12 protein-coding genes and 1 tRNA gene are annotated in these 15243 nt (G+C 64.2%); 3 read left to right on the top strand and 10 right to left on the bottom strand.

Annotated features, from left to right (window positions below):
- Positions 1-36: 36 nt before the first annotated feature.
- The 9 genes from M1D74_RS02230 to M1D74_RS02190 all read right to left on the bottom strand — a co-directional run bounded on the left by M1D74_RS02230 (position 37) and on the right by M1D74_RS02190 (position 7512).
- Positions 37-1083, bottom strand: a complete 1047-nt coding sequence (locus M1D74_RS02230) for a lactonase family protein (protein ID WP_458116343.1) — start codon at positions 1081-1083, stop codon at positions 37-39.
- 110 nt (positions 1084-1193) lie between these two features.
- Positions 1194-2033, bottom strand: coding sequence for an aldo/keto reductase (locus tag M1D74_RS02225; RefSeq protein WP_458116342.1), 840 nt, complete (start codon positions 2031-2033; stop codon positions 1194-1196).
- A gap of 65 nt (positions 2034-2098) precedes the next feature.
- Positions 2099-2557: a hypothetical protein gene (locus tag M1D74_RS02220; RefSeq protein WP_458116341.1), complete on the bottom strand. Its 459-nt coding sequence runs from the start codon at positions 2555-2557 to the stop codon at positions 2099-2101.
- A 16-nt stretch (positions 2558-2573) separates the two neighbouring features.
- A complete protein-coding gene (locus M1D74_RS02215; protein WP_309069942.1) occupies positions 2574-3224 on the bottom strand; it encodes a bacterial proteasome activator family protein in 651 nt (216 codons plus the stop codon).
- A 31-nt stretch (positions 3225-3255) separates the two neighbouring features.
- On the bottom strand, positions 3256-3510 hold the full coding sequence (locus tag M1D74_RS02210; protein WP_309123814.1) for a hypothetical protein: 255 nt from the start codon (positions 3508-3510) through the stop codon (positions 3256-3258).
- A gap of 102 nt (positions 3511-3612) precedes the next feature.
- A complete protein-coding gene (locus M1D74_RS02205) occupies positions 3613-3789 on the bottom strand; it encodes a YbdD/YjiX family protein (protein WP_309069940.1) in 177 nt (58 codons plus the stop codon).
- Positions 3789-6086, bottom strand: a complete 2298-nt coding sequence (locus tag M1D74_RS02200; RefSeq protein ID WP_309069939.1) for a carbon starvation CstA family protein — start codon at positions 6084-6086, stop codon at positions 3789-3791. Before M1D74_RS02200 ends, M1D74_RS02205 begins: the two co-directional genes overlap by 1 nt.
- A gap of 132 nt (positions 6087-6218) precedes the next feature.
- Complete coding sequence (locus M1D74_RS02195) at positions 6219-6458, bottom strand: hypothetical protein (protein ID WP_458116340.1); 240 nt, start codon at positions 6456-6458, stop codon at positions 6219-6221.
- A gap of 64 nt (positions 6459-6522) precedes the next feature.
- Positions 6523-7512, bottom strand: a complete 990-nt coding sequence (locus M1D74_RS02190) for an NAD(P)H-quinone oxidoreductase (RefSeq protein WP_309069937.1) — start codon at positions 7510-7512, stop codon at positions 6523-6525.
- Between the two features lie 92 nt (positions 7513-7604).
- Between M1D74_RS02190 and M1D74_RS02185 the strand changes: the two genes are divergently transcribed.
- From M1D74_RS02185 to M1D74_RS02175, 3 genes are all read left to right on the top strand, one after another.
- Positions 7605-7692, top strand: a tRNA-Ser gene (locus tag M1D74_RS02185).
- A gap of 214 nt (positions 7693-7906) precedes the next feature.
- Entirely contained in the window at positions 7907-8428 is a 522-nt protein-coding gene (locus M1D74_RS02180) for a septum formation family protein (RefSeq protein ID WP_309069936.1), read from the top strand.
- A gap of 318 nt (positions 8429-8746) precedes the next feature.
- The gene (locus M1D74_RS02175; RefSeq protein ID WP_458116339.1) at positions 8747-13225 is read left to right on the top strand and encodes an ExeM/NucH family extracellular endonuclease; all 4479 of its coding nucleotides are present in this window, start codon (positions 8747-8749) and stop codon (positions 13223-13225) included.
- A gap of 87 nt (positions 13226-13312) precedes the next feature.
- Here the strand turns inward: M1D74_RS02175 and M1D74_RS02170 are convergent, their stop codons facing one another.
- On the bottom strand, positions 13313-15235 hold the full coding sequence (locus M1D74_RS02170) for an FAD/NAD(P)-binding protein (protein ID WP_458116338.1): 1923 nt from the start codon (positions 15233-15235) through the stop codon (positions 13313-13315).
- Positions 15236-15243 lie beyond the last annotated feature (8 nt).

Here is a 15243-nt window from a genome sequence, read left to right as displayed (position 1 = left end):
GGGCGGGTGTGCGCTCCATCCTGTCAGACGCCGTGCTCAGCGTGCCGGGATGACGCAGGCAGGGGCGGGAAGGTTCAGCGAATGCACCTGGTCGACCTGGCCGGAAGCCTGGACGCACAGCACGTCGAGGGTGGACGAGCCCTGGTTCGCCACAACCACGAAGTCGGCCGCGTCATCCTCGGCAGGCACGACCGCGAAGTGCCGGGGCCATGACCCTCCCACCGGTGAATCCGAGAGATGCGTCAGCGTTTGCTCCCCCGAGACGGTGAAAACCGCGAGGACGTCGGGGCCGCGGGTTGCGGCGTACAACAGGTTCCGTGTCCCGGTGGACGCTCCGACGTCCACATGAGAGGGCTGGCTTGGCTGCCCGGCCGGCACGGAGGCGGCGAGGGCCGGAACTGGACTGAGGGGCAAATCGCTCCCGTCGGTACGAAGCACGTGCAGTCGTGAGTCCAGTTCACCAACGACGACGACGGCGCCTCCCGGCAGCGTTGTCATGTGGCGTGGCCCTGTGCCCGCCGGGAGCTGCACCACGACCCCGTTGGGACCGGACGCAGTGAACCTGCGCACTTCGTCGGTGCCCAGGTCACTCACCCACAGCTGCCCGTGGCCGGCGTCGTGGATGTAGTGCGCGTGCGGGCCGTCCTGCCGCTCCGGGTTGGGTCCGGATCCGGTGTTCCGGTATACCGCCGGGTCTTCAACCGGCTCACCCTGCTCGTTCAGGTCCAGCCGGGTGATGGCGCCGTCGCCGTAGTTGGCGACCCATAACCGTCCTTCCGCGACCCGGAGGTGACACGGGAAGGACCCGCCCGTCGCAACTGCACCCAGAAGATTCAGGCTGTCATCCTCGACGGCGAAGGCGCTGACGCTCCCCTGTTCCGCTTCCCGCACCGCATACAGCACAGGGCGGGAGGGATGCAGCGCGAGGAAGGAGGGCGCCGTCGTCGTCGCCAGCAGGCGTTCGCCGGTCAGGCTCCCACTCCGCCGGTCGAGGGCAACCCGCCAGATGCCTTCCCCAGAGCCGGGATCAGTGCCGTCGGCGGGATAGGTGCCAATCAGGAGGTCCACTGTTTCCGTGTGCATGAGGACCATTCTTCACACAAAAGTGCAGGCACTGCATGCGTTGACGGCAACGCGCGCAATGCCTGCACTTGTCGGAATGAATCAGCCGCGACTGGCGCGGGACGTGCCGATCAGGCGAAGTCCGCCGTCGCCGGGTTGGCACCGATGCGGCCTGCCTCGCCCTTGTCGAGTCCGTTGATCGCTTCGATGTCTTCCTCAGTCAGCGAAACATCCAGTGCACCCCAGTTCTCGATGATGCGGGACTCGGTCACCGACTTGGGAATGACAACCAGACCCAGCGCGAGGTGCCACGCGAGCACAACCTGAGCGGGGGTAGCTCCCCGCTTCTCGGCGATGTCGGCGAGCACCGGGTCTTCGAGCAGGCCCTTCCCTGATCCAAGCGGTGACCAGGACTCATGCAGGATCCCCATTTCCGCTTCGAAGGCGCGCAGTTCGGCCTGATTCAGGTAAGGGTGGGTCTCCACCTGGTTGATTGCGGGCACGACCCCGGTCTCGTCGATGATTTCCTGCAGCGCTTCGACGGTGAAGTTGGATACGCCGATGGAGCGCACCCGTCCGCGCTTCTGCAGCTCGACGAGCGCCTTCCATGTGTCCACGTACTTGCCCTGCTTGGGCTGGAGCCAGTGGATCAGGTAGAGATCCAGCGTTTCCAGGCCGAGCCGCTGCATGGAACCCTCGAAGGCCTCGAGGGTGCTCTCGTAGCCCTGGTCCGCATTCCACAGTTTAGTGGTGATGAACAGCTCATCAGGGTTCAGTCCGGATGCTTCAATCGCCCTGCCCACACCCGCTTCGTTGCCGTAGATCTTTGCGGTATCGATGTGGCGGTAGCCCGCCTTGAAGGCGCGCCCGACGACGTCCTCCGCCGTTGCGTCGTCGACCTGCCAGACGCCATAGCCCAGTTGGGGAATGGTGCGGCCGTCGTTGAAAGTCAGGTTCGGTGAGGTGCTCATGGGTTCCTTTCGATGACTGATTGCTTCTTCGAACTGTGCTAACTCACGCCTGCCGGCAGGTATTCCTACGAGCTGGTTCCTGACAGCAAACGTTCAGCTTCCGCCACATCCTCGGCAACGACGTCCGCCCGTCGCCGGACGTTCTCGAGCCCGGCCGATGCAATCCCCCAGCGTTCCCCGTCAAGACGGGCCATAGCTGCGGCCTCGGCTGTGGTTGCGAGCGCGTTGCCCGCGCGGGACAGTGCCCGGTGCACCTGAAGGAGCGCACCGGGTATGTCCAGACCCTCGCTGGGATGCCGGGAGTGCGCCATTACACAGCACTGTCGGACACGCGGCAGCAACTCTGCCAGTTCGTTGGCGAGACCGGCGAGGTCGTTGTAGACGTCGTCGTCCTCCACGCCTTCCAGGATCTGGTGATAGCGGTCGAGTCCGCGCCGGAAGCGGTCGTGGGCACGGCGCCACACTCCCGTGCCGAGCTCAGCATCATCCCTGCGGCCCTGGCGGGCCGCCGCAAAAAGTGCCACCTGCGCCTACCGGCGCTTACAGATACTGGCCCGGGCCATGGGTGTCGGGCTTCTGCGGCGGGTTCGCCGGCCTCGGGCCGGGCGCACGCCGCGGCTCACCGTCCTCACCCACGACGACGCCGGGCGCTATGACCGTGCCGGGCGGCAACTGCCGGAGCTGGAGCTGGGCAGCGAGTTGCTGGTTGACCATCTGCTGGGCGGCCAGGGCTGTCTGAATACCGTGGAAGAGGCCTTCGAGCCAGCCCACCAGCTGGGCCTGTGCGACACGAAGTTCAGCATCGGTGGGGACGGAGTCGTCGGTGAAGGGCAGGTTGATCCGGTGCAGTTCCTCGACCAGCTCGGGCGCGAGCCCGTCCTCAAGTTCACGCACCGACCGCTCGTGGATCTCGGCGAGGCGGCTGCGCCCGGCGTCGTCCAGCGGGGCGCTGCGGACTTCCTCAAGCAACTGCTTGAGCATGGTGCCGATGCGCATGACCTTGGCGGGCTCGTCCACCAGCTCGTGCAGCTTTGTAGGCTGGCTGCTTTCACCGCGGGATCCGCGGCCGTCGTTTTGTTCGGGGAGCCCGCGTCCGGCATCAAGTTTGCCGAGGAGAACCGGGCTTTCCTGGTTGTGCTTGGCCGCTTGTTCAGGAGTGACACTGATGTGCTCAGGCTGCTGTTCGGTCATAGGTTTATGCTCTCACGTGCCTTGAGAAGCGTCAGTCAGCCTCGTCCTGGTGGGCAAGCTCTTCCTCACGGCCCCTCTTGTACTCGCCGGCCGGGCTCATGCCCGGGACCTGTTGCCCGGCATTGAGCTGCCCGGAGGTGAAGTGTCCTTCGGAGAATTCGGGGCCGCCGTCGTTCTCTTCCTGGGGTAGATTCACATCCTGGCGCAGATGCTGGTCCTCGGATTCAGCACCGGGGCTGGGTGCTCCGACGTCTTCGCGCAGATGCTCTGGAAGGTTCTCGGTCATCCCTCTAGCAAACCACGGGGGCTTGCCCGGCGCTAGGGAAGGGTCGCACAGCTGAGGCGGGCCCAACACAGTTGGACCCGCCTCAGCTGCGCACATTTCCGCCTAGCAGCAGCGGCCCTCCGGATTGGCGTCCTGGCGATCAGTCTTGTCGCGCCAGAACTGCCGCTCCGTCATGGGAGGCTCGTTGCTGTGGGTCGCGGCATGGTGGTCGAGGTACTGCTGGTACGCGTTCTCGCCCATCACACCTTTGAAAAGCCAGATCAGCTCCTTGACGCTCATCAGTGACCTGCCCGTGCCGGTTTCCGGTCATGCGGAAGAGCGGCCCACTGCGCTTCGAGCTCCTTCTCGGCCGGAGTAGCGATCAGGCCCGCCGGAGCGTAGGTGCGGGACGGCACGGCGGGGTCCTCAGCGCTCGGTCCGCCGCCGGTTCGGTAGGCCTTGACGGTGGCGATGATCGCCGTCGCAATGACGATGATCGACAGCACCACGAAGACGATAGACAGCGTTCCCTGGATGAAGGTGTTGCGGACGACAGCTTCCATGGCGGCGACCGTCGGTGCATTGCCGAAGCTCTCCTCGCCGGCGGCCAGCGCGTTCCGGAAGGCAAAGTGGTTGGCCCAGTAGCCCACGGCCGGAACCGGAGAGAAGATCTTGAGGAACGACGCCGTGATGGTGACCACTGACGCGAAGGCCAGCGGCAGGGCGGGGATCCACAGGTACTTGAACGCGCCCTTCTTCGCACAGATCGCCATGCAGACCGCGAGCGCGATCGCCGCGAGCAGCTGGTTCGCGATGCCGAAGAGCGGGAACAAGGTGTTGATTCCGCCAAGCGGGTCGGTGACGCCCATGATCAGGATCGCGCCCCAGCCTGCCACCATGATGGCCGTACAAACCCAGGCACCCACCCGCCAGGAGGTGTCCTTGAACTTCGGCACGAAGTTGCCGATGCTGTCCTGCAGCATGAACCGCGCAACGCGGGTACCGGCGTCGACCGCTGTCAGGATGAACAAAGCCTCGAACATGATGGCGAAGTGGTACCAGAACGCCATCATGCCTGCGCCGCCAAAAAGGCCCTGCATGATCTGGGCAATGCCGACCGCGAGCGTCGGCGCACCGCCGGTACGCGAGACGATCGACTCCTCACCGACGTTCGTGGCCAGGGTGCTCAAGGCTTCGGGAGTGAGGTTCACTCCCGTTAGACCCAACCCGTTCACGAACGCCACGGCGCCTTCAATGGTGCCCCCGGTTGCCGCTGCGGACGAGTTCATCGCGAAATAAATGCCCCGGTCGATCGACAGCGCCGCCACAAGGGCCATGATCGCCACGAATGATTCCATGAGCATGCCGCCGTAACCGATGAAACGGGTCTGGCGTTCCTTCTCGATCATCTTCGGAGTGGTGCCGGAGGAGATCAGCGCATGGAAGCCGGAAAGCGCTCCACAGGCAATCGTCACAAACAGGAACGGGAACAGCGTGCCCGGGACCACGGGGCCGTCGGCACGGCTCGCGAATTCACTGAAGGCGGGGACGTCGATTTCCGGCCTCACAATGACGATGGCGACCGCCAGCATGACGATGGTGCCGATTTTCATGAACGTCGAGAGGTAGTCGCGGGGTGCAAGGAGCAGCCACACCGGCAGAACGGCCGCAATGAACCCGTAAATGATGATGCCCCAGGCGATGGTGACGCGATCGAGGGTGAAGATCGCTACGCCCCAGTCGGTCTCAGCAATCCAGCCGCCCGCGATGATGGCAAGCATGAGCAGCGCGAAACCGATAAGCGAGACTTCCGTGACCTTACCGGGACGGATGTAGCGCAGGTACACGCCCATGAAGAGCGCAATCGGGATGGTCATCGATACGGAGAAGACGCCCCACGGGCTTTCGCCGAGGGCGTTGACCACGACGAGTGCGAGGATCGCCACGATGATGATCATGATGGTGAGGGTCGCGATCAGGGCTGCAGTACCGCCGATCACGCCGAGCTCCTCGCGCGCCATCTGACCGAGCGAGCGCCCGCCCCGTCGCATGGAGAAGAACATCACGAGGTAGTCCTGGACGGCGCCGGCGAGGATGACGCCGATGATGATCCAGATTGTTCCTGGCAGGTAGCCCATCTGCGCAGCAAGGACCGGGCCTACGAGCGGGCCCGCGCCGGCGATGGCGGCGAAGTGGTGGCCGTAGAGAACCCGGCGGTCTGTAGCGGCGTAATCCTTGCCGTCAGCCTTGTACTCAGCGGGGGTGGCCCGGCGGTCATTGGGTTGCAGCAGTTTCCGCTCGATGAACTTCGAGTAGAACCGGTACGCGATCAGGTAGGTGCAGACAGCCGCGAACACGAACCACATTGCGTTGACCGTCTCGCCGCGGACGATCGCGAGCATGGTCCAGCTGACGCCACCGAGTAGCGCAATGCCTACCCAGATCGCAACCTTCAGCGGTGTCCAGCCGCGGTCTTCGGTATCCACATGCACCGCGGTCGGCGGCAGGTTCGGATCGTGCTGGAGGACATCAGTGTCCTCATCTCGTTCGACGCGGCGTGCCCCCGCCTGCTCGCGCCCGGGGTTGTTCTCACTCATGGTGCTCCCTTGTATGTGAGTGGCTTAACTCACTGAACGTAGCAGGGGAGCGAGTGCTGCGTCACAACTTTCTGCCCGCGCTGAAGAAACTTCGCTGAGCGGCGGGAACGATGAGGTGAACGGCTCGCGGTATCAGTGCGAGGGTTGGTCCCTGCCGTCGCGGGAGTTGGAACCTTCGCTGAAGCTGGAGTGCGTATCTGTCCGCGGATCGGCTCCCTCGTCAGCGGTGTCCTGAGGGTTGCTCTTGACGCCGTCGTTCACTTGGTCTGCGAGGTTCTCCGCCCAGCTCTCAGCAGCGCGCTCAAGTCCTGACTCGTCGTCCTTGCCCTGCGCCGCCCTGTCCGGCTCGCCGTCTGCCCTGTGCTTGGCCATGATTCCTCCTTGGAATTTCGGTGGATGCTAGCTTGTCACACCGTCCGGAATCTACCAAGCAGACTTATTGTTTTGAAACGGACTGCAGCGTCAAGAGGATCTTGCCGGTGTGCTGACCGGAATCAAAGTACTCGTGCGCCTGCACGACGTCGGAGAGTGGGAACGTGCGGTCGACAGGTATCGAGATGGTTCCCTCTGTGATTAGCGGCCAGATGTGCTTGTAAACCCCGGCCATAATCGCTGACTTCTCCTCGACAGGCCGCGAGCGCAATGTAGTGCCGGTGACTGACGCGCGCTTCGCCATGAGAACACCGAGGTTGAGCTCTGCCTTGGCACCACCCTGCAGACCGATGACAACGAGGCGGCCGCCTGTCGCAAGCGCCTCCACGTTGCGGCTGAGGTACTTGGCGCCGACGACGTCGAGAATCACGTCCGCACCCCGTCCACCCGTCACCGCATCCACCTCAGCGACGAAGTCCTGCTCCCGATAGTTGATGCACACTTCGGCACCGAGGCTACGGGCGTAGTCGAGCTTCTGGGACGTTCCAGCAGTGACAATGGTGCGGACCCCCAGCGCACGCGCAAGCTGGATGGCCATGGTGCCGATTCCGCCCGACGCACCATGGATGAGCAGCGTCTCACCGCCGGCCATCCCAGCCGTCAGTACCAGGTTCGAGTACACCGTTGCCGCTACTTCGGGCAGGCCCGCGGCGGCCACCAGATCCACGCCGTCGGGCGCTGGCAGTACCTGCCCGGCAGGCACGGTTACCTGTTCGGCGTAGCCGCCGCCGGCAAGGAGCGCGACGACGGCGTCACCCCGCTGGAAATGTGACCCACCGGCGTCGGCAATCCTTCCCGACACCTCAAGACCGGGGTACTCGGAAGCTCCCGGAGGAGGCGGGTACACGCCCTTCCGCTGCTGCACGTCCGCCCGGTTCAGCCCGGCCGAGACAACATCGATCAGTACCTCTTCTGCCTGGGGACGGGGTGGTTCAACCTCGGCCACCTCCAGGACTTGCGGTTCACCGAACCTACGCAGTACTACGGCTTTCATCGGTTCCTTCCTGACCTGCCATGTTGACTTAGCTCCGCGCAATTGGCGGTAGTTTTGTGCTGCCTGCTCTGCATGAAACACTATTCCCCTGAGGAAGGTTGTCCGAGCGGCCGAAGGAGCTGGTCTTGAAAACCAGTGGGCGGTAACCCCGTCTCAAGGGTTCGAATCCCTTACCTTCCGCATTGAGCTGGCCGGCTCACCAGTTGCACCCCGTTGTCACAGGCGGGGTGCAATTGCTTTAACCGCTCCCCCACCTGCCTGCTCGCGTGCCCGCCATCGGCACCGATCGCTGTGCCGGCGCCCCGGGCGCCCGCGTGCCCGGACCTCCGCAATAGGATCCGGTAGGCTCCGGAAAGTGCCGATCCTGACGCCCGCAACGACGAGGAGCTTCTCCATGACGATCGCCGCCGCGAAGCACCTGCTCCCGCCCGCTGCCCTGGTCATCATGGCGGCAGCTCTCACCGGTTGTGCCATAGGGAACGACGACGGCGCGCCGCCTACCGGCCCGGCGTCAGCGGAACGCACGGAAGCCGCACAGGTCACGACGTCGGACGTCGCTGCCAATGACCTGCACGCGGGCGAATGCATGACCGACTCCGGCACTGCAGCAAACCCCGCCATCCAACTGCTCCCGTGCACGGAACCGCACGCGTTCGAGGTCTTCGCCACCAAGGAACTGCCGGAGGGCGACTACCCCGGTGTCGGCGAAGCGGACGCGCAGGCACAGGAGTTCTGCCGCACCGAGTTCCTCTCATTCGTGGGCGTCGACTACGACGCCTCATCTCTGGAGCTTCAGTACTTTTATCCGGTTGAGTCGGAATGGAACGACGACGACGGCGGACGGACGGTCGTGTGCCTGGTTGGCAACGCCGGGGGCGCACCGGCGACGGAGACACTCCGCGACTCCCGCAGATAGTTTCCACCAGCAAGCACTCGTGTTTGAATGTGCAAAGCGTCCGCTGTGTCCCACATCACTATCAGGTGAGCGGGAGCGGCGCTGAAGTCCGTCACCACCGGGCCGACGATGGGAAATGCCGTAGATGGTCTCTACCCGGCTGATCTGTTCCCCGCGGGGTAACCGCCTGTTCACTACAGCGTGGTTGGCTTGCCGCGACCGGAATGTCACCGGCAGATCCTATTGTCACTTTCGTGGCCAGTTCCGCCGAAGCACCATGCCGAACGCGGGCATCACTCGCGGCCGTAATCCGGCCAAAGTCAAGGAGAAACAGTACGAATGAATAATTCGTGGAGGGGCGCGCTGTGTTCAGCGCTTTCGGTGGGCTTGCTAGCCTCGCCGTTGGCGTTCTCGCCAGCCAGCGCAGAAGAATCCGTCGAAGCCCAGGCAGGCGCCGGCGTCGTTATCAATGAGGCATTCGTCAACGGGGGCAGTGCCAACGCACCATTCACCCACAAGTTCGTTGAGCTGCTCAACACCACTGACGCTCCTGTGAGCCTCGACGGCTGGTCGCTGCAGTACCGGTCGGCGACGGGGGCAGCTGCACCGTCCGGCGTCGTACCGCTGAAGGGCACCATCCCTGCGAACGGCCACTTCCTTGTACAGGGCGGCAGTAACGCCGGGAACGGCGCTGCTCTTCCGGCACCTGACCAGGCCAGCGGCGCATTGAATCCCGCTGCGGCGGGCGGCACTATCATCCTGGCCAATCAGGCTACGGCCGTGAACCCGCTGCCGGTCGGTTCCGTGGTCGGCGCCGCCGGTGTTGTTGACCTGCTCGGTTACGGCACCTCCAACACCTATGAGTCGCTTGCTGAGGAAGGCCCGGCCGGTGCCACGACGCTCTCGATGAACCGCGCTGATGGCATCGATACCGACAACAACCGTGCGGATTTCACTGCTCTGGACGCCGTTACACCCACCAACGCCGCTGGTGGGACTGCCGGAAGCGAACCCGAACCCGAACCCGAACCGGAACCGCCGGTGCCCGGCGAGGTCATCCCCATCGACCAGATTCAGGGCACCTCCACAGCTACTCCCTACCTCGGCCAAATTGTCACCACGCGAGGTGTGGTCACCGCCGCGTACCCCAGCGGTGGTTTTGAGGGCTACTACATCCAGACCGCCGGAACAGGCGGAGATCTTGGAGCGGACCATTCCGCCTCGGATGGAATCTTCATCTACTCACCCGACACCGTCGGCGACGTTGCCGTCGGTGATTCCGTCGAGGTAACGGGCACCGCGGGCGAGTACTTCACTCTGTCGCAGATCACCGTGCCAGCCGGTGGCATGTCCAAGCTCACGGAAGCTGCCGAAGCAGTCAAGCCGGCGCCCGTCGCCTACCCCGCCACGGACGCCGCACGTGAAGCTCTGGAGGGCATGCTCGTCCAACCGCCCGGCGCCTTCACCGTTTCCGACAACTACATGCTGAACCAGTATGGCGAGATCACGCTCGCTGCCGGGGACACTCCCCTGGTCCAGCCTACGGAGGTCGCCCCCCCGGGCACCCCCGAGAACACGGCTGTCACAGCAGACAACGCCGCACGGGCCGTGAAGCTCGACGACGGCGCTACCACCAACTTCCTCCGCGGCACGGCGATGGACCAACCGCTGCCCTACCTCACGCCGGAGCAACCGGTCCGGGTCAACTCGTCTGCGACCTTCACCTCGCCCGTGATCTTTGACTTCCGCAACAGCTCCTGGAAGTTCCAGCCGCTGACCGCGCTCACGGCTGCCAACTCGGCCGAAGTGCAGCCCGTCGCGTTTGTTGGGTCCCGTCCCGAATCGCCCGCGAGCGTTGGCGGCAACGTCAAGGTCGCATCATTCAACGTACTCAACTACTTCACCACCACCGGTGACCAGCTCACCGGGTGCACCTACTACGAGGACCGGGCAGGTAATCCGGTCACGGTGCGTGGAGGCTGCGATGCTCGCGGTGCGGCGAATGCTGAGAACCTTGAACGCCAGGAAGCGAAGATCGTTGCAGCCATCAACGGGCTTGGCGCCGACGTCGTCTCCCTCGAAGAAATCGAGAACTCAGCGAAGTTCAGCAAGGACCGCGACGAAGCCCTGGCCACGTTGACCGCCGCACTGAACGAGGCCGCTCCCGGTGTGTGGGACTTCGTCCGTTCACCGGAGCAGTTGCCCGCCCTTGAGGATGAGGACTTCATCCGCACCGCCTTCATCTACAAGAAGGCAGTGGTCGAGGCAGTAGGCGAGTCGGTCATCCTCAATGACAATGCCGCGTTCTCGAACGCCCGCAAGCCGCTGGCTCAGTCCTTCAACCTGCCCGGCGGGAACGACTCCACCAAGTTCCTTGTGATCGCCAACCACTTCAAATCGAAGGGATCAGGCAGCGGTGAGAACGCTGACCAGGGTGATGGCCAGGGCGCTTCCAACGCGGACCGCGTTGAGCAGGCAACGGCTCTCGTGGCCTTCGCCGACCAGCTCAAGAAGGACGCCGGTACAGACAAGGTCTTCCTCGCCGGTGATTTCAACTCCTACTCGGCCGAGGATCCCATGCAGGTCCTGTACGACGCCGGTTACATCAACCAGGGTGCCAAGACCGACGGATACTCCTACGTTTTCTCCGGCCTTGTGGGGTCGCTGGATCACATCCTTGCGTCGCCCGAAGCCGACGCGATGGTCTCCGGCGTAGACGTATGGAACATCAACGCGGTGGAGTCGGTGGCGCTGGAGTACAGCCGCTACAACTACAACGCGACCAACCTTTACGAGCCCAATCAGTTCAGGGCCAGCGATCACGATCCGGTGATTGTCGGGCTGGACCTGGCGCCCGCTAAGGCCACTACGGAGCTCAACCTCATGGGCATCAACGACTTCCACGGTCGAATCGATGCGAATACCGTGAAGTTCGCCGGAACGGTCGAAGAACTGCGCGCACAGTACGGCGAGGAGAACTCCCTGTTCCTCTCGGCCGGAGACAACATCGGGGCCTCGCTCTTTGCCTCTTCGGTCGCGAAGGATCAGCCTACGATCGACGTTCTGAACGCACTCGGCCTCAGGGCTTCAGCGGTGGGCAACCACGAGTTCGACGGCGGCTTCGCCGACCTGAGCGGGCGGGTGGCTGACGCCGCGGAATTCCCCTACCTCGGTGCGAACGTGTACCAGAAGGGCACCACCACTCCTGCCATGCAGGAGTACGAGATCGTGGAGGTGGGAGGGATCGACGTAGCTGTTATCGGCGCAGTCACAGAAGAAACGCCGTCGCTCGTGAGCCCCGGCGGCATCGCGGACCTGGAGTTCGGCGATCCCGTGGAGGCAGTGAACCGCGTCGCTGCGCAGATCGAGGAGCAGGACCTCGCTGACGTTATCGTGGCCGAGTACCACGAGGGCGCTGGAGACGGCGTAGCCGAGGGATCAACGCTCGAACAGGAAGTCGCCGCGGGCGATGCATTCGCAGATATCGTCACCGGCACCTCGCCGCTCGTCGATGCTATCTACACGGGACACACGCACAAGCAGTATGTGTGGGACGCTCCCGTTCCCGGTGTCGAGGGTGAAACCCGTCCGGTAGTCCAGACCGGCTCCTACGGCGAGTACATCGGGCAGATCACCCTCACCGTGGATAACGCAACGGGAGAGGTTGAGTCCTACACCGCGCAGAACGTCAAGCGCACCGCCACGGCCCCGGCCACCCTCGTAGCAACTTATCCCCGCGTCGCCGCGGTCAAGGCGATCGTCGATGCGGCGCTCGCTGAGGCCGAGGTCATCGGCAGCCGTGCGGTTGGTTCGGTCACTTCGGACATCACAACCGCTTTTGTGAACGGCGGCCGCGACGACCGGACCAACGAATCGACGCTGGGCAATCTCGTCGCCGACTCCATGAAGGCATCACTGTCGGCAACAGAGCGGGGCGGAGCCCAGATAGGCGTCATCAACCCGGGCGGCCTTCGCAACGAGCTCTACTACGGGGAAGACGGCGTGATCACCTACGCCGAAGCGAACGCCGTCTTGCCTTTCGTCAACAACCTGTGGACCGTCACACTGACCGGCGAGCAGTTCACAACGATGCTGGAGCAGCAGTGGCAGCCGGAAGGCTCATCGAGGTCTTTCCTCGCCCTGGGTCTCTCCGACAACGTGTCCTACACTTACAACCCGGACCTGGCAGCCGGATCCCGCATCACCTCCGTGATTATCGACGGCGCACCGCTGGACCCGGCCGCGGAATATCGGATCGGTACGGTCAGCTTCCTGGCACAGGGCGGCGACAACTTCACCGTCTTCCAGCAGGGAACCGACGTCCGTGACTCAGGTTTGGTGGACCGCGACGCGTGGATCAGCTACATCGAGCAGAACAGCCCGTTGTCGCCGAGCTTCGACCGTAGGGGCGTAGTGGTGAAGGATGCACCGGCCACTGTCACCGCGGGTGACTCCGTAACTTTCAGTGTTGCGAAGCTGGATCTGACCTCACTTGGCAGCCCGGCTAACACCAGCCTGTCGACAAGCTTCGTTGACGCTGACGGGAACGTCACCGAGTTGGGAAGCACTCCCGTCGCGGGCGGCGCTGCGCAGGTTACCGTCACCGTTCCGGAAGCAGTTGCCGGACCCGGAAGGATCGTTGTGGTGGCAGAAGAATCCGGCACTACCGTCACCCTGCCGGTCACTGTGGAAGCGGCTGCGGAGGACGCGTGCGTTGCACCGGTGAAGCCGAAGCGCGGACCCGGCGCTGAGAAACCCAACAGCTACGGCCAGGCAATGGCGGAATACCGCAGGTGCCTTGCGGCGGCCCGCGGCTAGAACGCATCCGCCGTTGAACTAACTCACACAGGAAGCGCCCCTTCGCAGCAGTGGAGAGGCGCTTCTTGTTGTTATCTGGGATACCCGCTACTGTCGGCCGAGGACAGCCAAGGCGATGTCATCGGCATCGCGGAGGGTCCGGCCCCCGGCATCCAGCGATGCACCGGCCTCGGCAGCAATCGCAGTTCCCCATTGCACGGAACTCAGCTGAAGGCCGAGAACGAAAAGGTTCTCCTGCACGAGACCGTTCGCGCCCACCGCACGGTATGGCGGCTTGGTCACGTCGAGGCCCGGGGAAACTTCAGGCACACCGTCTTCGGACATAGTGGTTCGCGCACGAACAAGCCCGTCCTCGAGCAACCGGCGAAGGAGGACGGTCTGATTCTGGGTTACACGGTTGGCGGGCATCATGGCTTCAACGAGGGCACCGGCCTCGTACTTGCCTCCATCCACCCAGGGCGAGGAGACAGCAAACCGACCTGATTCGGCGTCGAGCTCGAATCGCGGAGCAGGACCTGCAAAGCGTACGATGCCCGCCCTTGCCAATGCAGCCAACTGCTCTATCCGCAATGCGGGCGGTCCGCTCGCAAGACCTTCGACGAGCGGCTCGAACCAGCCGCGCAATTCAGCGGTCCAGGAGGCCTCAGTGAGGCCGCCGTCGGCGACGACCTGCTTGATGACGGACCGCCCGGCGTTCATCGCACCGATGGCCATCTTCAGAGGGTCATCTTCGCCGCGGTCGGAGCCGGCCGCGTCCTTCTCGAGATAATCCAGCACCGCCCGGTTGTACTCGTCGGAGGACGCAAACCGGTGCCTCCCGAAAGGCTGTGCCAGCGCTTCGAGATCAAGCCGGTCGGCAGGCGGGACGGTTGCCTCAAGAAGATCCTCCAACCGCCGTGGCCAGGCCCTGTCAGAGTCGTCGAGCACGTCCCGAAGCGACGCGCAGAACGAATCGGGAAGCCCGGAGATCCGGGCCAGCGTGCTGTAGTACGCCCACACGGCGTCCCGGTGGAGCAGCGGCCACAGGTCGTGGTCGAAACCGGGCTGAATCCCGTTCGCTGCGAAGCTACCGGCGCGTTCAAGCGTGCAATAGCGGAGCTGCACACTGCGTGGAACATAACTGTCGAGCTTCGCTTTCGCGCGGTACGGAGTTCCTCGGCGCGACGCGGCAATCACCAGAGGCTCCCTACCGGAGGGCTGGTAGGTCAGCGCCCTGCCCGCGGATTCACCGCTCGTCACGAATCTGCCGCCACGGCCTTCCGTGAGGTGAGTGATGATGTCGAAGAAGTTCAGGCCGAGCCCGCGGAACAGGACAGGCTTGCGGGCCGGGAGCCTGTTCCAATCGGCGTCGGCCGGCACGTTGGGGGCCCAGTACTGAAGGCCAAGCCGCGCTGCGCCGTCGCGCAGGGCTTCCTGCTCGGGGTTGAGTTGGGCGGGAAGGTGGCCCATAGCCAGTACGACGGCGTCGCTCGCCACCGTGCTGCCCTCGCTGAGTTCGATCCGAAAACCTGCAGGCAGCGCCTCGACATGCTGGGCCTCGCAGGAATGCACGATGACATCGAAGCCGTCCCCCAGCGAGCCCGTCAAAGACGAGAAGATCCATTCGAGATATCGCCCATAGATAGCCCTGCTCGGAAAGTCCACCGAGCTGAGCGATCGAAGCTCCGAACGGTCCGCATCGCTCAGGCGCGCATCAGGAGCCGCGTCCATGCGCTGCCGCCAGTCGTCAAAGGACAGTGGCACGGGCGACTGCGCACGTTCGGCGGCGGCCTGACCGACCGGCACGACAGTGGGAAACAGTGCCGGGGTGTTCATGAGGAAGTGCCGCGACTGGTCGGTGCGCCAGACATGACCGGGGCCGGGGTGGTGAGGATCGATCAGGTGGACGGTGACGACGGAACGATCAACCTCGGCCTGTGCGCGCCAGTTCGCGATGAGGCGCTCGAGAACGGAGATACCACGCGGGCCGGCGCCGATAATGGCCACCTGTACAGCCCGCGTTGTCTCCATCCATCTAG

It is taken from the genome of Arthrobacter sp. D2-10 (genome assembly GCF_054161285.1).
Note: the sequence above shows the minus strand (reverse complement) of the source record. Positions and strands in the feature narration are given on the sequence as shown.